This is a genomic window from Nocardia terrae, assembly GCF_009760405.1.
Taxonomy (GTDB): Bacteria; Actinomycetota; Actinomycetes; order Mycobacteriales; family Mycobacteriaceae; genus Nocardia; species Nocardia terrae.
The window spans coordinates 30445-48314 of the sequence record NZ_WRPP01000015.1; the positions used below are offsets into that span (position 1 = coordinate 30445).

The window sequence follows — 17870 nt, forward strand, 5'->3', positions numbered from 1 at the left end:
TGGGTGACTCAGTTGCCGGTGGAACCCGGGGCGCCACTGCCCGAGAACAGGCCCTGGATGGTCTTGATCAAGACCGCGGCAAAGAAGTCCTCTGCGGATCCGGTCACGGTGTAACTCCTCATCTGTACGAACAACGTGTCGGGCAAGTGAATCATGCACGGTTCACATTCAGCTGGGAGCCGTTTCCGCTAGAAAATTTCACCTCGGCCCAACGGGAGCTTCACGGTAGAACGGGTTCCAGCAGGGTTTATATCAATTTGATAAAATAGTGATCTAGGTCACACTTCTATCCGGACGAAGCACTCGAACCGACCCACGCGGCGAACGCGCCGGGGTTCCGGGTCTGCAGCAGGACCCGTCCCGGGCCGGTGAAATCGAAGACCAGACCCTCGCCCGATTTGAGCGATTGCAGCGACCGTCCCGACACCGCGCGACGAATGGTGAAGTTCATCGCGAGGTCGTAGGCGACCACGTGCCCGGTGTCGATGGTGACCGGCTCCCCCGGAGCCAGATCGATGACGTCGATGGCGCCGAACACGCCCAGCACCACCTCGCCCTGCCCTTGCGCGCGCAGTCCGAAACCGCCCTCACCGCCGAACAGATTCGCCAGCCCACCCCATTTCGCCTCGACGGTGACCCCGTGCGAGTTGGCGATCCAGCCGCCACGGCTGATGAAGAACGGCCGATCGGGGGTGATCGACAGGGCCAGCATGTCGCCGGGCAGGGCCGGCGCGACATCGACCCACCCGCCCTCCGGCGGCGCGGTGAACGTCGACACGAAGAACGATTCCCCCGCCAGCACCGAGCGCTTGAGCCCGGCCAGGATGCCGCCTTCGGCCTTGGCGGCCAAGGCGACTCCCGCGGAGTGGGCGACCATCGCCCCGCTCTCCACACGCATGGGCTCACCCCCGGCCAGGAAACAGCGGGCGATGGTCGACGACGGATTGTGGCGCAATTCCACCTTCATGTCGCGAACATTAACAGCGCGGACCGACGCCGGGGGAACCTCACGAATGCGCTATTTGCCGCCCTCGGTGAGCGTCACCGGCTGTGCGACGTAAGAACTTCCGGTCACATCAACACCTTGGGATTTCAGCAGATCCAATGCCTTGGTGACGTATTCGACCGAATACGCCTCCGCGTCGGGATCCTTGGTGAGGACGGTCTTGCCCTCTTGATTGCGGGTGGTCTTCGCGATGGCCACGGTGCGGTCCCACGCCGTCTTGTCGATCATCCCGATTCCATTGGGGGACGGCCAGATCAGCTTGTTCACCTCGGTAATCTGCCACTGCTGATGGCTCGCGCCCAGCGTCGATCCGGCGGCCACCGTCAGATCCCGGCACTTGTCCACATTGTCGCGGCAGTAGGCCCAGCCCTTCAGCGACGCGGCAATGAATTTCACCGTCTGGTCGGCGTACTTGCTGTCCTTCAGCTTGTCGGTATTGGCCCAGATGGCGTCCTGCAGCATGGCCACGCCCTGATCGTTCCAGTCGAAGGTGGCGAAATCGTCGGCGGTGTACAGCTTTCCGGTGGCCGGATTCTTGACCTCGAGCAGCTGCGCGTATTCGTTGTAGGACATGGCCTGGGCGGCGTCGATGTCGTGGGCGAGGAAGGCGTTCATATCGAACTGCTGCTGGACCAGGGTGACGTCCTTGGCCGGGTCCAGGCCCGCCTTGGTCATGCCCGCGAAGAGCTCGAATTCGTTGCCGTAGCCCCAGTTTCCGACCTTCTTGCCCTTCAGGTCGGCCGGGCCGCCGATGCCCGCGCTCTTGAACGACACCTGTTTGGTGCCCGAACGCTGGAAGATCTGGGCCACGTCGGTGATGCCCGCGCCGGCCTCCCGGGACGCGAGGGCCTTGGGCACCCACGCGATGGCGTAGTCGGCCTGCCCCTGGGCGAGCACGGTCTGCGGGACGATATCGGTGCCGCCGTCGAGGATTTGGACGTCGAGGCCCTGCTCCTTGTAGAAGCCCTGGGAGGCGGCCGCCAGGTAGCCCGCGAACTGGCCCTGCTTGAACCACTGCAGTTGCAGCTTGACCTTGGTGAGCCCGTCGGAGGTGGTGGTGGAGTTGTCGCTGGTGCTGCACCCGGCCAGCGCCGCCACCGCCAGTGTCGTGGCGGCCAGTACTGCCCGGATACGGAATCTTCTACTGGTACTTCTCATTTCGATCTCCCAAGGATGGTGCGGGGTCTGCGGGTCAGCTGTTCGAGCGACAGCACGGCGGCCAGGAACACCAGGCCGAGGATCATGGCGGCGACCACGTAGGCCCACGCACGCGGATAGGCGGTATTGGCCGCCGCCGAGGTGATGCGGCTGCCCAGCCCGTGCTGCAGGCCGCCGAAGTATTCGGCGATGATGGCCGCGATCACCGCGCCCGGGGCGGCGATGCGCAGGCCGGTGAACAGGTGCGGCAGCGCCGCGGGCAGGCGCACGGTGCGGGTGATCTGCCAGCCGGTGGCGGCGTAGGCGGTCATGAGGTCGGCGTGCACGCGCGGCACCTGGCGCAATCCCCGTGCGGTGCTGACGAAGACGGGGAAGAACACCACGATGGTGGCCACCAGGCGGCGCGGCAGGTCGGTGGTGGTGGAGTACATGGAGTTGAGCAGCGGAGCCAGCGCCACGATGGGGACGGCGGCCGCGCCCGCGGCGAGCGCGCCGAGCACCCCGTTCACGACCTGGAACCGGACGGCGACGATGGCCGCGGCCATGCCCAGCACCGCGCCCGCGAGCAGCCCGACCAGGGCGTTCTTGCCGGTGGCGAGAGCGGCCTCCAGGATCGCGTGATGGTTGTCCGCGAACGCTTTCGCGATCGCGCTCGGTGAGGGCAGCAGGAAGGTGGGGACGCCCGCCACGACGGTCAGTACCTGCCACAGCACCAGCAGGGCGACACCGAAAAGCACCGGCGGCAGCCAGGTGTGGAGCATGCGGGTCATCGGATGTCCCGTCCTGCGGTGCTTTTCGGCGTCTCCCCGCCGCCGTGCCCCTCATGCAGGGCGGCGCGGACCGCGGCCACGGCGGCGAAGAACTCGTCGCCGGACCGCACGTCGTCGTCGCTGTCGCGGTCCCAGCCGCCGGTGGCCAGGACCTCGGTGATGCGGCCCGGCCGGGGTGACATGACCACCACCCGGTCGGACAGGAACACCGCCTCCGGGATGGAGTGCGTCACGAAAAGCACTGCCGCCCCGGTCTCTTCGGCGATGCGCAGCAGTTCGCCCTGCATGCGCTCGCGGGTCATCTCGTCGAGCGCGCCGAACGGCTCGTCCATCAGCAGCAGCGGCGGCTTGCGGGCCAGTGCGCGGGCGATGGCGACGCGCTGCTGCATGCCGCCGGACAGCTCGGCCGGAAAGCGCCGCGCGAACTCGGTCAGGCCGGTGATCTCCAGCAGTTCGGCGCTACGCGCCCGCCGTTCCCTCTTCCCGACTCCGTGCAGCTGCAGCGGGAGCTCGACGTTCTCCTGCACGCTCCGCCAATCCAGCAGCCCGGCCTGCTGGAACGCGATACCGTAATCCTGGTCGAGCCGAGCCCTGCGCGCCGTCTTCCCGTGCACGACAACGGTTCCCGAACTGGGCTCCTCGAGGTCGGCCACAATGCGCAGCAGTGTGGACTTGCCGCAGCCGGAAGGGCCGATGAGCGAGACGAATTCGCCCGCGGCGACAGTCAGATCGATGCCTTGCAACGCGGTGACCGCGCCCGCACCGAAGATCTTGCCGACGCCGCGCAGTTCGATGGCGGGCACGGCGTCGGTCGTGGCGGGATGCGGTAGGGACGCGGATGCCTCCACGGTCACGGGGTACCTCCGGACGAACAGCCGATATCGCTACGGCACGAGGCCCGATCGGCGCTGGCAAGGACTTGGATGGGTAGAGCTCGAATCAACGCCGCGCTCCCGAGGTGTGGCCCGGGCGCGCATAGCGGCGCAGCAGCAGTTCGAGCGCGGAAACCAGCGCGGTGAGCACCACGCCCAGCAATGCGGCCGCGATGACCGCCGCGTACAGCCGGGCGGCATTGCCCGTCGACTGCTGCGAGAACACGATGATCTGGCGGCCGATCCCGCCCGCGGTGCCGGTGGAGATCTCGGCGACCACGCTGCCGATGACCGCGGCCGCCGCGCCCAGCCGCAGCGCGGGCAGGATGTGCGGCACGGCCGCCGGGAAGCGCAGGTGGGTCAGCGTCGTCCACCATCCGGCCGCGCAGCTGTGCAGCAGTTCCACCGAAGCGGTTGCGGGCGACTGCAATCCGCGCAGCGTGCCGATGGCCACCGGGAAGAAGACCAGGTACGCGGCGATCACCACGATGCTCATCCACGGCTGCCACGGCTGGCCCGCGATGTGGATCTTGCCGCCCCATCCGGCCACCAGCGGCGCCAAGGCGATGAGCGGAATGGTCTGGGAGACGATGACATACGGCAGCAGTCCGCGCTCGACGAAGGAGAACCGCTGCATGAGCACCGCCAGCGCGACGCCCACCACGGTCCCGACCACCAGCGCCAGCAGAGCGAGTTCGAGGGTGAAGCTCGCCGTGCGCAACAGGGTCGCGCCGACGGTGGTCTTGCCGTCGCGCTCCCCCAGCACGGTGAGCACCGCCCACGAATGCGGCAGTGCGCCGTCGGTGGTGCGCGGCAGCACCCGCTGGCCCCCGATGCTCACGCCATTGGCGGGCACCGTCGCCTTCACCAATTCCCACACCGCGATGAGCAGTGCGAACGCCGCGATGGGATAGAGCAGCCGCCAGCCGCGCCCACCACCGCGCACGAGTCTGCGCCCGGCCGGGACGCCTTGAACCTCAATAGCCTCCGCGGTCCTGGCGATCGTCGAGGTGGTCATCGCGCACCCGCCCTCGCCCTGAACCGTCCACCGCTGCTGCGAACGGCCACGAAATTCGCGGCCACCGTCGCCGACACGCCGCTGACGACGTGGGCAGGGCACGCTGCCGAGCGTGCGCGCCGCGCCTGATCTGGTCCTCTCACGATCCGGTCACCGTGGCCTCGATCGGGTGGGCCAGCCGGGGCAGCACGGATTCGCCGTACGCCTCGAGGGTCGAGGTCTTGGCGTCGTGTTGCAGGTAGACGGCGAACTGGTCGACGCCCATGGCCTCGAGCTCGCGCAGCCGGGTCAGGTGCTCATCCGGGGTGCCGAGAACGCAGAAGCGGTCCACGATCTCGTCGGGGACGAATTCGGCGTGGGTGTTGCCCGCGCGGCCGTGCTCGTTGTAGTCGTAGCCCTGACGTCCGGCGATGTAGTCGGTCAGGGCCTTGGGCACATCGGAGTCCGCGCCGTAGCGGGAGACGATGTCGGCCACGTGGTTGCCGACCATGCCGCCGAACCAACGGCATTGCTCGCGAGCGTGTTTCAGCGCGGCGGCGCTGCCGTCGGTGATGTAGGCGGGGGCGGCCACGCAGATGGTGACCGCCTTCGGGTCGCGGCCCGCGCGTTCGGCGGCGGCGCGCACGCGGGCGATCGTCCACGCGGTGATGTCCGGGTCGGCGAGCTGCAGGATGAACCCATCGGCCACCTCACCGCTGAGATCCAGGGCGCGGGGACCGTATCCGGCGACCCACACCGGCAGCCGGGAAGCGCTCGCCCACGGGAACCGGATGGTCGTGTCGCCGATCCTGGCGCTGCGGCCGTTGCCCAATTCCTGTATCACACCGATGGATTCGCGCAGGGTCGCCAGGTTGGCGGGCCGTCCGCCCAGGGTGCGCACGGCCGAATCACCCCGCCCGATACCGCAGATGGTGCGGTTGCCGAACATGTCGTTGAGGGTCGCGAAGGTGGAGGCGGTGACCGTCCAGTCGCGGGTGGACGGGTTGGTCACCATCGGACCCACCACGACTTTCCTTGTCGCGGCCAGGATCTGGCTGTAGATGACGTAGGGCTCCTGCCACAGCAGGTGCGAGTCGAATGTCCACACGTGCGAGAACCCGTGCGTCTCCGCGATTCTCGCCAGTTCCACCACCCGGGAGGCGGGCGGCGTGCACTGCAGCACCACACCGATATCCATGCGGCACTCTCCCCTCGTTGGTCGAACGGGTCAGATGAGGTTCTGGGACAGCCCGCGTTTGACGAACCGCCCGTGCCCGGCGCTGCCCAGGTACTGTCCGGCGTCGACGAGGACGCGACCGCGCGAGAGCACGGTGTCCACGTGCCCGTCGATCTCGAAACCCTCGTAGGCCGAGTGATCCATGTTCATGTGATGGGTCTTGCCCAACCCGATGCTGGTGTGCCCGTTCGGGTCGTAGATCACCACGTCGGCGTCCGCGCCCGGACTGATCACGCCCTTGCGCGGATACAGCCCGAACATGCGCGCCGGGGCCGTGCAGCACACCTCCACCCATTTCTCGAGGGAGATGCGGCCGTCCTTGACGCCCTGGAACATCAGATCCATGCGATGCTCCACGCCGCCGATCCCGTTGGGGATCTTGCTGAAGTCGCCGAGGCCGAGTTCCTTCTGATCCTTCATGCAGAACGGGCAGTGGTCGGTGGCCACGGTGGTGACGTCGCCGGTGCGGATGTAGCGCCACAACTCGTCCTGGTGGCCCTCGGCGCGCGCCCGCAGCGGGGTCGAGCACACCCATTTCGCGCCCTCGAAACCCGGTGCGCCCAGGTTCTCCTCCAGCGAGAGGTACAGGTATTGCGGGCAGGTCTCGCCGAAGACGTTCTGCCCCTTGCCCCGTGCCTCCGCGATCTGTTCGAGCGCCTGCTTGGCCGACACGTGCACCACGTACAGGGGCGCACCGGTCAACTGCGCCAACATGATCGCGCGATGGGTGGCCTCCTCCTCCATCTGCCACGGTCTGGTGACGCCGTGGTAGTACGGGGACTTCTCACCGCGGGCGAGCGCCTGCTCCACCAGCACATCGATGGCGATCCCGTTCTCGGCGTGCATCATCAGCACCGCTCCGAGATCACCGGCGGTCTGCATGGCGCGCAGGATCTGCCCGTCGTCGGAGTAGAAGACGCCCGGATAGGCCATGAACAGTTTGAAGCTGGTGACGCCCTCGGACACCAATTCGCTCATGCCCTTGAGGGATTCGGCGTCGACATTGCCGATGATCTGATGGAAGCCGTAGTCGACGGCGCACTTGCCGGCGGCCTTGTCGTGCCACAGCGCCAGACTGTCCTGCACCCGCTCGCCGGGCTTCTGCACGGCGAAATCCACGATGGTGGTGGTGCCGCCCCAGGCCGCGGCCCGGGTGCCGGTCTCGAAGGTGTCGGAGGCTTCGGTGCCGCCGAAGGGCAGCTGCATGTGGGTGTGACCGTCGACGCCGCCCGGGATCACGTATTTGCCGGTCGCGTCGATGACGGTGGCGGCGGTGGCGGCCAGGTCGCTGCCCAGTGCCGTGGATCCCGGTTGCACCACCGCGGCGATGGTCTCACCGTCGATGAGCACGTCGAGGGGCTGGGATCCGTTGGCGGACACCACGATTCCGCCGTGGATGAACGTCGTGCTCACGGCTCCACCAGCTTCCCGTAGGCGTCCGGCCGCCGGTCCCGATAGAAGGCCCAGCGATCCCGCACCACCTTGATCAGGTCCATGTCCAGATCCCGGACCACCAGCTCGGGCGCGGTATCGGAGGCGACCTCGCCGACGAACTTGCCCTCGGGGTCCACGAAGTAGCTGGTCCCGTAGAAGTCGTCGTCGCCGTACTCCTCGATGCCGACCCGGTTGATGGCGCCGATGTAGTACTCGTTGGCCACCGCCGACGCGGGCTGCTCGAGTTTCCACAGGTAACTCGACAGTCCGCGCGAGGTCGCGGAGGGGTTGAAAACGATCTCCGCGCCCGCCAGCCCCAGCGCCCGCCAGCCTTCCGGGAAATGCCGGTCGTAACAGATGTAAACCCCGACCTTGCCGACCGCGGTATCGAATACCGGCCACCCGAGATTGCCCGGCCGGAAGTAGAACTTCTCCCAGAAACCGTTCACATGTGGAATGTGATGCTTTCTGTACTTACCCAGATAGGTGCCGTCGGCATCGATCACCGCCGCGGTGTTGTACAGCAACCCCGGCTGCTCCTGCTCGTACACCGGCAACACCATGACCAGCCCGAGTTCGCGCGCCAACGCCGCGAACCGCTCGGTGGTCGGCCCCGGCACCGACTCGGCGTAGTCGTAGAACTTGATGTCCTGCAGCTGACAGAAGTACGGCCCGTAGAACAACTCCTGAAAGCAGATCACCTTGGCCCCGGCCGCAGCCGCCTGCCGCGCATAGTCCTCATGCGCCTTGATCATTGACTCTTTATCGCCGGTCCAGCTCGTCTGCACCAGCGCCGCTCGAACGATCGCCATACATTGTGATACTGCACGTGAAACGAATTCGCTTGTGTTACAAGTTGACGGTAACTATTTCGTGACCGTAAATCCTTCGGCGCGGCTCACCAAGCGCTTCATCCGGACACCCAGAATCACCTTGTGACAACCGAACTCGGACCACCACACGCGGCCGGGGACGACGACATCACCCCGGTCAGCAACACCGCGGCACCGACCAACACGGTGGCAGCGCTGCTGGCAGCCGCCCACGACCGCACGGCAGCCGGTATCGCGGCCGCCGTCAGCCACCGCATCCGCTCGGGTGCCCTGGCGCCTGGCAGTCGCCTGCCCACCGTCCGAGAGGTCGCCCGGGAGCTGAGGGTGTCCCCCGCCACCGTCAACCAGGCCTGGCGCGCGCTCGCCGCGGCCGGAGCCATCGTCGCGCGCGGCCGAGCGGGCACCTTTGTCGAGAATGTTCCACACCCGCCGATCACTCCCGCAGGTGGCCGCTATCAGCGGCTACACACCCATTCCGACAACGTGTTTCGGATCGACTTGTCTCGGGGCACGCCAGATCCCGCATTACTTCCCGATCTGGCACTTGCCCTGCGTACGCTGAGCGACAACGGACGAATCGATGATCTCTCCGCTACCTATCTCGGCGTCGCCGTCCTTCCCGAACTCGAAGTGGCCGTACGCGCCGACTGGCCAGCTCGCGCCGAACGACTCACGATCCTCGACGGCGCACTCGACGCCGTCGATCGCCTGCTGACGGCCCATGTGTGCCTCGGCGACGCGGTCGCGGTCGAAAACCCGTGTTTCCCACCGTTTCTGGATATGTTGGCCCGCCTCGCCGCACGCCCCATTCCGGTTGAAGTGGACGAATCGGGGATGCTGCCCGACCGGCTGGCGGCTGCTCTTGCCAACAACGCTCCGGTCGCGATCCTGCTCCAACCGCGGGCCCAGAACCCCACCGGAGCCTCTCTTACCGCGCAACGCGTCCGTGAGCTCGCCAACGTCTTGGCAGACGCTGCCGTCGTCGCCGGATCCACGCCGATGATCATCGAGGATGACCACAGCGCGGGAATCACCAACACGCCACTGCGCTCACTGGCCACCCGGCTGCCCGGCCGCACGGTCCACATCCGCTCCTACTCCAAATCCCACGGCGCCGACCTACGGCTGGCAGCTGTCGGCGGTCCGGCCACCTACCTCGATCCGCTCATCGAACGCCGGATGCTCGGGCCGGGTTGGTCCAGCCAGCTATTGCAGCGCGTCCTGCTGCACATGCTCACCGATGACACCGCCCACGCCACCATCGCTAACGCTCGCGCCGTCTATCGCACCCGCACCGATGCCCTCCGAAAGGCCCTCTCGCACCGCAATATCCAGCTCCCCCGCGCCGACGGCATCAATATCTGGTTCCCAGTCGCCGACGAGAACGCCGCCCTGATCTCTCTCGCTGCAGCGGGTATCAAGGCGGCCCCGGGCGGTCCCTTCGCGGTGAACGATCACCCAGCCACCGACCACCTCCGCCTCACCGTCGCCGCCCTCCCCGATTCCGAAATTGCCACTGTGGCAACCCATCTCGTCACGGCCGCGCAGGCCATGCCAACCTATCGCCGCATCCGGCGGCTCTGACTCGCAGCATTTCTCGCTCCTGCCGCACTGCTACTACCGACTTGAAGGAAACGATTTCTTGAGTCCTCCACTCCATGCAACGGAGTGGATTCCTGGCTCACGCTGCCGCACCGCCCGGCGGACGGTTCAGTCTTCCACGATCAACACCAGCCGGGTTGAAACCAGCCCGGGCCAGCATCACCTGCGCGGAGTTCTTGTCCCTCGGGCCCACGAATCCACAGGTGACACAGACGTATGTGCGTTGCGACAACGGCAGGCGGTGCTTGGTTCTCGCACCGCATGCGCTGCAGTCCATCGTTGTATAGGCAGGCGGCACCAAGTGCAGTTCCCTGCAATGCTTGTGGGCCATAGTGATCAGCGCGTTCTTTATCAATCCGATCGCCGAGTCGGCCGCCTTGCGAGCCATCCTGGTCCGAGCGAGGCACCTTGGTTTGAAATCCTCAACGGCGATTCGATCGAAATCCCGGACGAGTCTCTTCGCCCACTTGCGGGCACGATCTTGACGCTGCCTGGCAACTTTCTTGCACTGGCGTGCGACCTGCCGGACAGCCGCACGATATCCGCGGGACGGTTTGACACCCTTCAACGGCTGACGACGCGCCATCTTTCGTTGATATCGCGCCAGTTTCACGGCCGCCTTCGGTCCATATCCCGCATACGAAAGGTCGAACTCGTCGCTGGTCGTCGTCGCAACTTGTTTGACACCCCAGTCGATCCCGATCGCGCAGTTGGTAGCCGGCAGGGGCTCCGCTTGTACCTCCACCACGAAGGACGCGTACCAGTGCCCCAAACTATCCTGGTAGATACGAACACTCGACGGATCGCTCGGCAACTGACGGGACCACACCACCACCAGTTCTATCCCCCCGGCCAAATACAATCGACCTTGCTTCAGCCGGAAGCCTTGCCGAGTGTAATTGAGCGTAGGTCGATCTCCGGTCTTCTTCTTGTACCGCGGCATGCCCGCCCGCCGACGTGCCGGCACTCTTTCCCGAATATCCTTGAGCGCCTTCGCTCGCGACCTCCCGAAGTCTCGAATGACCTGTTGCTGAGCGACACTGCTGCCTTCACGCAGCCACCCGCACTGAGACCGAGCCCCGGTCAGCATCTTGTCTAGCGCAGCCGGACCACATTCCGTGCCCTCACGATATGCGCGCTGCGATCGCGCAACGCACTCATTCCACACCCACCGACACCGATCCGACTCGGCCATAAGCAATCCAAGTGCTGTCGACGACACCCGCACTCGAAAGGTGAAGCGCGCCGTGTTTGTCGTGACCGAAGCGGAACCTCCAGTCGAACGCATGTGCCAATGCTAACCGGAAAGATCAAGCAGCAATAGCGAATTCGCATCTGAACTGCAACTTTTCACTTCGACGCTGAAAAGCATGACGTCCCGTCTCATCCAGCGGGCGCGCGCGGCTCCGCAGGAACCCGACAGGGTAGACACAATGAAGACCAATTGCATCGAGGAGCCCGAGTGGATGCCCTGGAAACCCGCCTCGCCGTACGCGAACTCGCCGAGCGCTACGCCTCGCACGTCGATCGCCGTCGTGATGTCGCCACCGCCGAACTCTTCATCGAGGACGGCACATTGGTGATCGAGTGGGGCGGTGAGCAGGCTACGACCACGGTGCGGGGGCGCGCCGCGATCGAGGCGGCGATGAAGCCCCTCGACCGCTACCGGGTCACCCAGCATGTGATCGCGAACCAGCTCGTCGATTTCTCGGGCGAACGGGTGCGGGCCGAAACCTACTGCACCGCTTCCCATGTCTACGACACCGCTGAGGGGCCTCGGGTGTTCGTCATGCGCATTCGCTACCTTGACACGTTCGCCCACGACGACGAGTGGCGATTCGCCCAGCGCCACTTGGTGGTCGACTGGACCGAGGACCGTCCCCTCGGAGTGTGACGGCCATCACTGATACCACGCAGTCCGTTACAGTCGTCGCACCGCGGCCGATGCCCTCAGAGATGATCGACATCAATAGACGTTCCAAGGAGGGGTACATGCGCACCATCACCCGAAGCGTCACCCGGGCGGCAGGCGCCGCAGTCGTCGCCACCGCGGCGCTGGCGATCACCACGGGCACCGCGGCCGCCGATGATTGGCCGGTTCAGCAGCCCAACAGTCCCATCTACGTGGACGAGGTCCATGGGTTCCTGACTCCCACCGATCTCGATTTCTGGAATCCGCTGGTCAATCGTGCTCGGCTGACGTCGCCCTATGGCAACTCCACTCGTGTGGTTTGTTCCGGCTTCCATGGTGTGTACACCGATTGCTGGCAGGCCGATGCCGACGGCAATCCGCACAAGCTGGTGCGGCTGCCGTTCAACTTCCCGAATGTGTCGGGGTCCGGCGCGCCGGGCGGCGGCGTCAGCCACTGGGTCTACCCGGGCTTCATCCCCGGAATCAGCTGATCGCGTAACCCGGATTTCGCACAAGCGGAAGGGCCCGCATCCGAATGGATGCGGGCCCTTCGCCTTCCGGCTTACAGGTACTGGCCGGTGTTGGACTCGGTGTCGATGGCACGGCTCGCGCTGGCGTTCTTGCCCGTCACCAAGGTGCGGATGTAGACGATGCGCTCGCCCTTCTTACCCGAGATGCGGGCCCAGTCATCGGGATTCGTGGTGTTGGGCAGGTCCTCGTTCTCGGAGAACTCGTCCACGATCGAATCGTAGAGATGCTGGATGCTCAGACCCGGGTTGCCGGTTTCGAGGACCGACTTGATGGCGTACTTCTTGGCCCGGTCCACGATGTTCTGGATCATGGCGCCGGAGTTGAAGTCCTTGAAGTACAGGACTTCCTTGTCACCGTTGGCGTAGGTGACCTCCAGGAAGCGGTTGTCCTCGGACTCGGCGTACATGCGGTCCACCACGCGTTCGATGGTGGCCTGCACGCACTTGCTGCGGTCGCCGTCGAACTCGTCGAGATCCTCGACGCGCAACGGCAGGGTGTCGGTCAGGTACTTGGAGAAGATGTCCTGCGCCGCTTCGGCATCCGGCCGCTCGATCTTGATCTTCACGTCCAGGCGGCCGGGCCGCAGGATCGCGGGGTCGATCATGTCCTCGCGGTTGGAGGCGCCGATCACGATCACGTTCTCCAGGCCCTCGACGCCGTCGATCTCCGAGAGCAGCTGCGGCACAACGGTGGTCTCCACGTCGGAGGAGACACCCGAACCGCGGGTGCGGAAGATCGAGTCCATCTCGTCGAAGAACACGATCACCGGGGTGCCCTCGGACGCCTTCTCACGAGCCCGCTGGAAGATGATCCGAATGTGGCGCTCGGTCTCACCCACGAACTTGTTGAGCAGCTCGGGGCCCTTGATGTTGAGGAAGAACGACTTGGCTTCCTTGGCATCCTCACCGCGCGCCTCGGCGATCTTCTTCGCGAGGGAGTTGGCGACGGCCTTGGCGATCAGCGTCTTACCGCAACCGGGAGGACCGTAGAGCAGCACGCCCTTGGGCGGGCGCAGCGCGTACTCGCGGAACAGATCCTTGTGCAGGAACGGCAGTTCCACCGCGTCGCGGATCTGCTCGATCTGACGCGAGAGGCCACCGATGTCGTGGTAGTCGACATCCGGCACCTCTTCCAGGACCAGGTCCTCGACCTCGGCCTTGGGGATCCGCTCGAAGGCGAAGCCGGCCTTGGTGTCGACCAGCAGCGAATCACCCGGGCGCAGTTTGCGAATCGGGCGATCCGGATCCTCGAGGTCGTCCACGTCGACCAGCGCGGACAGCGGCCCGGACAGCCACACCACCCGCTCCTCGTCCGCGTGCCCGACGACCAGGGCGCGACGCCCGTCGTCGAGAATCTCACGCAGCGTGCCGATCTCGCCGATGGAGTCGAAACCGCCCGCCTCGACCACGGTGAGTGCCTCGTTGAGACGCACGGTCTGCCCGTAATGGAGGGTGGTGGTGTCGATATTCGGCGAACACGTCAGTCGCATCTTGCGCCCCGAAGTGAACACATCGACCGTCTGATCGTCGTACACGCCGATGAGGACGCCGTAGCCCGAAGGTGGCTGGCCGAGGCGGTCCACTTCCTCACGGAGAGCGACCAGTTGCTGGCGCGCTTCCTTCAAGGTGTCCATCAGTTTGGTGTTGCGAATCGTCAGCGAATCGACGCGCGCTTCCAATTCCCGTGTGCGATCCGGCGTGTCGGCGAGTTGCCTCCGGAGTGCAGCGGCCTCGGCACGTACTGCCTCGAGTTCCCTCCAGGCCGCCGAGTCCGAATGTTCGATGGGGCTCATGATGCTGCTCCTCCCAGTCCCGGTCTATCAACGCTACCGGGCTCTAACCGTTCCCGCTTTCCGACATGGTTTCGTCGTGATCACATCTAGGCTGCGGCCGCCAGGCCGAGCGAGCATGTTAGCCTGCCCTAACCTGTTTCCGGCGAGTTAATTCGCCGGCCGAGCCGAAAGGCGCCGTTGATGCTCCTTCCCACCAGTCGGACTCCTGGTATGCGCAACGTCACGCGGACGCTTCGTGTTTCCGTGGCTATCGCTGCGACCGTCGCAGCCGCTACGGTCACTTTGACCGGCTGCGGCTCCGACGACAAGGGTTCTTCGTCCTCGAATACCACGGTGTCGGCGACCGCCGCCGCGCCCGCGCCGACCGCGGAAGCCCTCCAGGGCGTCCTCACGGCCTTCGCCGACCCGGCGAAACCGGCTGCCGACAAGGCCAAGTTAGTCGTTGACGGCGACAAGCGTCTCGGAAATATCGACACCATGAACCAAGGACTTTCGCACTACCAGGTCGGGTTCACCGTCGGCGAAATCAAACAGGACGGGACGAAGGCCGACGCGAAAGTGTCGGTGACCTCGCCACACGGCACCATGCCCGATGTCCCGATGGCGTTCCAGTACAGCGACGGCGCGTGGAAGCTCTCCGACGCCGGCGCGTGCACCATCCTCGGCATGGCCCGCGCGGCCTGCCAGTAAACCTCCGCATTTCACGAAAGGCCCGTTCGTTCATGCTCGCTCGTTCCGTTCGCCTGCCCCTGGCCGTCGCCGCGGTCGCCGTCGCGCTCACCTCGGGCGCGAGCCTGGCCACCGCCGACACCCCCGCGCCCGCCGCCGAGGAGCTGCAGTCGACGCTGACCCGCTTCACCGACCCGTCGATCCCGGCCGCCGACAAGGCGAACCTCATGGTCAACGGGGGTGCGCGCACCGCCAATATCGACAAGATGAACCAGGGCCTGGCCAACTACGGCACCATCGGCTGGACCGTCTCGGGCGTGCAGGCCGACGGCGACAACGCCAACGCGTCGGTCGCCATCTCCTCCCCGCACGGCACCATGCCCGGCGTGCCCATGACCTGGCAGCACACCGACGCGGGCTGGCAGCTCTCGGAGAACACCGCCTGCACCATCCTGGCCATGGGCAAGGCGCCCTGCTGATCGCACGGAAACGCCTGCTCACGAACTGAATTCACGATGCCCCCGCCGAATCCGGCGGGGGCATCGTCGTTCTCGGACCCGACTTTCGTTAGCAACTTCGGTTGACTAATCTCGATTTAGTCAACTACGGTTGCTTGCATGCCCGATCTGGAGTTCCCCGATTCCACCGATCCCGCCGGACGGCTCGCGGCCGTGGTCGCCTTGCGGCGCCTGGCCGATCGGCTCGAGGACATCGCCGTCGAAGAGGCCATGCGGGCCGGGTGGGGCTGGCCGCAGGTGGCCGAGGCGCTGGGGGTCACTCGCCAGGCGGTCCACAAAAAACACGTCAAGCGGCTCATCGCCGCGGGCGTCAATCTCAGGAGGCGCTGACGATGTCGATATTCGCCACGAAGGACTTCGACATATATTTTCGCGGGGTCTACGACCGGGCCGCCCACGAGGCGAGCGAGGACGGTTCGGCCACCGTCGAGGCACAGCATCTGCTGCTGGGAATCGCCGCGCAGCACGGCACCGAGCCGCAGCGAATGCTGGCCGCCGCCGGTCTGGATTACGACAGTATTCGCGCGGCGCTGGATCGGGAATTCGAGGAAAGCCTCGCGGTCGCGGGCGTCGCGTTGCGCGTCGCGGATCTGCCCCGGCCCGTTCCCGCCCACCGCGCCCCGAATATGGGCGCCACCGGCAAACTCGCTCTCGAGCGCATGACCACCACGTATTCGAAAAGCGAACTGCGCCCGCCACATCTATTGCTGGCCATTCTCCGGGCCGAGGTCGGCACCGTGCCGCGCGCCCTGGCCGTCGCGGGCATCGACCGCACCGACCTGCTCGCCACGCTGCGGGCCGCACTCACCGAATGAGGTTGAACACCATGCGATTCGCTCAGCAGCCCCGGACACATGTCCTGGCCGTCTCCACGCTCACCGACAGCGACGGCTACTGGAACGCGCTGAAACAGGCGCACGGCCGACTGCCGCGGGGCGCGAGCTGGACGCTCGCGGTGGCCAGCACCGACGGCAGCACGGCGGTGAACATCGTGGCCCACGATTCGGTCGACAGTGTGCGTGAGTTCCTCGAGGAGTTCGCCGCGCCCTACGCCACCACCACCTATCTCGAGGCCGATGCCGCCAATGCGGTAGGTCTGGCCGTCTGACCGGGAACGCTTCGCTCCCGGGCGTTCCCGAAGGTGCACACCATGATCGATATCAGTGAGACACGCGAGCGAGTGGCCGGGCTGCTCGCCGAATACGGCATCCCCAGCGCCGCGATCGGCATCCTGCACGAGGGGCGGGTCACCGAATTCGCCGTCGGCAGCGCGAACGTCACGACCGGAGCTGCCGCTATGCCCGACACGATCTACCAATGCGGATCGATGACGAAAACGTGGACGGCACTGGCGTTTCTGCAGTTGGTCGAGGAAGGCACGGTCGACTTGGACCAACCGGTCCGGACGTACCTGCCGGAGTTCCGCGTCGCCGACTCGGACGTCACCGCGCACGTGACGCCCCGACACCTGTTGAATCACACCAACGGCATCGAGGAGCTCTACGGCGACCCGGGCGAGGGCGACGACGTGTATGCCAGCATGGTCGCCGCCATCGCCGATGCCCCGCAGGTCTTCCCGCTCGGCCACACCCACGGCTACAGCGCGGCCCTGGGCTACGCGATCCTCGCGCGCATCCTCGAAACCGCGGACGCCATGCCCTGGCATCGGCTCATGCGGCGTCGCGTGCTGGACCCGCTGCGCCAGCGCGACACAACCTGCCGCCCGCAGGACGTCGACCCCGCCCGCGCCGCGACCGGTCATCTGCTGCGCTCCTTGGACGAGGGCCCGATCCGCACGCCGGTTCCCCACCTGCCCCGCGCGTTCGGCGCGGGCGGCGGCATCGCGTCGACCGCGCGGGACGTGCTCTCCCTCGCGCATGTCTTCCTCGACGAGGGCCGCAGCCTGGACGGCACCCGCCTGCTCTCCCCCGCCGCCATCGACGAAATGCTGAATTCCCGGGTCCCCCTGCCCGACCCGTACATGTTCGGCCCCGCGTGGGCCCTGGGCCTCATCGTCTGCGACTGGCACGGCGAAACCGTCTACGCCACCGACGGCAGCACCATCGGCCAGAACGCGCGCCTGCGTATCCTCCCCGACCACGACCTCGCCGTGACGGTCCTGACGAACGGCGGCCCGCGAGAACCGTTCGCCGCCAAGATCTTCGACGCGATCCTGTCGGCGTTCGGCGCACCCGGTCCCCCGGACCCGCCGAAACCCGACCCCGCCCTGACGCTCGAGCTACCCCGCTACGAGGGCGTCTACGCCAGACCCGGAACCGAATTCGAAGTCACCGCGCGATCCGGCTCCCTGCACGTGAGCTTCGCCCTCGACCCGATGCACGCCCGCTTCCTCGGCAAGCCCGACCGTCTCGACTACGACCTGCTCCCGATCAGCGAAACCCATTTCCTGATGCCTCCGGCAAGTCCTCTCGAGGATCCCCAAACCCTCGCCCTCTACGACTTCACCGACGGCCGAGCGCGCTACCTCCACACCAACTCCCGCGTCTTCCCTCGGGAATGAAGATCAGGGAGCTCTCAG

At 66.2% G+C, this 17870-nt stretch carries 19 protein-coding genes; 9 read left to right on the plus strand and 10 right to left on the minus strand.

What is annotated here, in order from left to right; translation table 11 throughout:
• Positions 1–286: 286 nt before the first annotated feature.
• The 8 genes from GPX89_RS41730 to GPX89_RS41765 form a co-directional block, all read right to left on the minus strand.
• The gene (locus tag GPX89_RS41730) at positions 287–967 is read right to left on the minus strand and encodes a TIGR00266 family protein (RefSeq protein ID WP_157393317.1); all 681 of its coding nucleotides are present in this window, start codon (positions 965–967) and stop codon (positions 287–289) included.
• A 51-nt stretch (positions 968–1018) separates the two neighbouring features.
• Positions 1019–2164, minus strand: coding sequence for an ABC transporter substrate-binding protein (locus GPX89_RS41735; RefSeq protein WP_157393318.1), 1146 nt, complete (start codon positions 2162–2164; stop codon positions 1019–1021).
• Positions 2161–2934, minus strand: a complete 774-nt coding sequence (locus GPX89_RS41740; RefSeq protein ID WP_235949310.1) for an ABC transporter permease — start codon at positions 2932–2934, stop codon at positions 2161–2163. Before GPX89_RS41740 ends, GPX89_RS41735 begins: the two co-directional genes overlap by 4 nt.
• Positions 2931–3788: an ABC transporter ATP-binding protein gene (locus GPX89_RS41745; RefSeq protein WP_328602933.1), complete on the minus strand. Its 858-nt coding sequence runs from the start codon at positions 3786–3788 to the stop codon at positions 2931–2933. The genes GPX89_RS41740 and GPX89_RS41745 overlap by 4 nt, the downstream gene beginning before the upstream one ends.
• 85 nt (positions 3789–3873) lie before the next feature.
• Positions 3874–4824 (minus strand): ABC transporter permease, encoded by a 951-nt coding sequence (locus tag GPX89_RS41750; protein WP_157393319.1) that lies wholly within the window; start codon positions 4822–4824, stop codon positions 3874–3876.
• A 139-nt stretch (positions 4825–4963) separates the two neighbouring features.
• On the minus strand, positions 4964–6001 hold the full coding sequence (locus tag GPX89_RS41755; protein ID WP_157393320.1) for a TIGR03842 family LLM class F420-dependent oxidoreductase: 1038 nt from the start codon (positions 5999–6001) through the stop codon (positions 4964–4966).
• A 30-nt stretch (positions 6002–6031) separates the two neighbouring features.
• Positions 6032–7453 (minus strand): dihydropyrimidinase, encoded by a 1422-nt coding sequence (gene hydA / locus GPX89_RS41760; RefSeq protein WP_328602934.1) that lies wholly within the window; start codon positions 7451–7453, stop codon positions 6032–6034.
• Entirely contained in the window at positions 7450–8286 is an 837-nt protein-coding gene (locus GPX89_RS41765) for a nitrilase-related carbon-nitrogen hydrolase (RefSeq protein ID WP_157393321.1), read from the minus strand. The genes hydA and GPX89_RS41765 overlap by 4 nt, the downstream gene beginning before the upstream one ends.
• A 207-nt stretch (positions 8287–8493) precedes the next feature.
• Between GPX89_RS41765 and GPX89_RS41770 the strand changes: the two genes are divergently transcribed.
• On the plus strand, positions 8494–9891 hold the full coding sequence (locus GPX89_RS41770; protein ID WP_328602935.1) for an aminotransferase class I/II-fold pyridoxal phosphate-dependent enzyme: 1398 nt from the start codon (positions 8494–8496) through the stop codon (positions 9889–9891).
• A gap of 97 nt (positions 9892–9988) precedes the next feature.
• On the opposite strand, the gene GPX89_RS41775 is transcribed toward GPX89_RS41770, so the two are convergent.
• On the minus strand, positions 9989–11197 hold the full coding sequence (locus GPX89_RS41775) for an RNA-guided endonuclease InsQ/TnpB family protein (protein WP_157393322.1): 1209 nt from the start codon (positions 11195–11197) through the stop codon (positions 9989–9991).
• Positions 11198–11371: 174 nt separating this feature from the next.
• On the opposite strand from GPX89_RS41775, the gene GPX89_RS41780 reads away from it, so the two are divergent.
• Positions 11372–11803, plus strand: coding sequence for a nuclear transport factor 2 family protein (locus GPX89_RS41780; RefSeq protein WP_157393323.1), 432 nt, complete (start codon positions 11372–11374; stop codon positions 11801–11803).
• A 98-nt stretch (positions 11804–11901) separates the two neighbouring features.
• Positions 11902–12312 carry a hypothetical protein gene (locus GPX89_RS41785; protein ID WP_157393405.1) on the plus strand — a complete coding sequence of 137 codons (411 nt, stop codon included), beginning with the start codon at positions 11902–11904 and terminating at the stop codon, positions 12310–12312.
• 71 nt (positions 12313–12383) lie between these two features.
• Here GPX89_RS41785 and arc read toward each other — a convergent pair whose 3' ends face one another.
• On the minus strand, positions 12384–14144 hold the full coding sequence (arc, locus tag GPX89_RS41790) for a proteasome ATPase (RefSeq protein ID WP_157393324.1): 1761 nt from the start codon (positions 14142–14144) through the stop codon (positions 12384–12386).
• Between the two features lie 243 nt (positions 14145–14387).
• On the opposite strand from arc, the gene GPX89_RS41795 reads away from it, so the two are divergent.
• The 6 genes from GPX89_RS41795 (at position 14388) to GPX89_RS41820 (ending at position 17852) form a co-directional block, all read left to right on the plus strand.
• Positions 14388–14834: a hypothetical protein gene (locus tag GPX89_RS41795; RefSeq protein WP_328602936.1), complete on the plus strand. Its 447-nt coding sequence runs from the start codon at positions 14388–14390 to the stop codon at positions 14832–14834.
• A gap of 32 nt (positions 14835–14866) precedes the next feature.
• Positions 14867–15292, plus strand: coding sequence for a hypothetical protein (locus GPX89_RS41800; protein WP_157393326.1), 426 nt, complete (start codon positions 14867–14869; stop codon positions 15290–15292).
• Positions 15293–15430: 138 nt separating this feature from the next.
• Positions 15431–15661, plus strand: a complete 231-nt coding sequence (locus GPX89_RS41805; RefSeq protein ID WP_157393327.1) for a hypothetical protein — start codon at positions 15431–15433, stop codon at positions 15659–15661.
• Between the two features lie 2 nt (positions 15662–15663).
• Positions 15664–16146, plus strand: coding sequence for a Clp protease N-terminal domain-containing protein (locus GPX89_RS41810; protein ID WP_157393328.1), 483 nt, complete (start codon positions 15664–15666; stop codon positions 16144–16146).
• Between the two features lie 11 nt (positions 16147–16157).
• Positions 16158–16439 carry a hypothetical protein gene (locus tag GPX89_RS41815; protein WP_157393329.1) on the plus strand — a complete coding sequence of 94 codons (282 nt, stop codon included), beginning with the start codon at positions 16158–16160 and terminating at the stop codon, positions 16437–16439.
• A 42-nt stretch (positions 16440–16481) separates the two neighbouring features.
• Positions 16482–17852: a serine hydrolase domain-containing protein gene (locus GPX89_RS41820; protein ID WP_157393330.1), complete on the plus strand. Its 1371-nt coding sequence runs from the start codon at positions 16482–16484 to the stop codon at positions 17850–17852.
• The last annotated feature ends 18 nt before the right edge of the window (positions 17853–17870 follow it).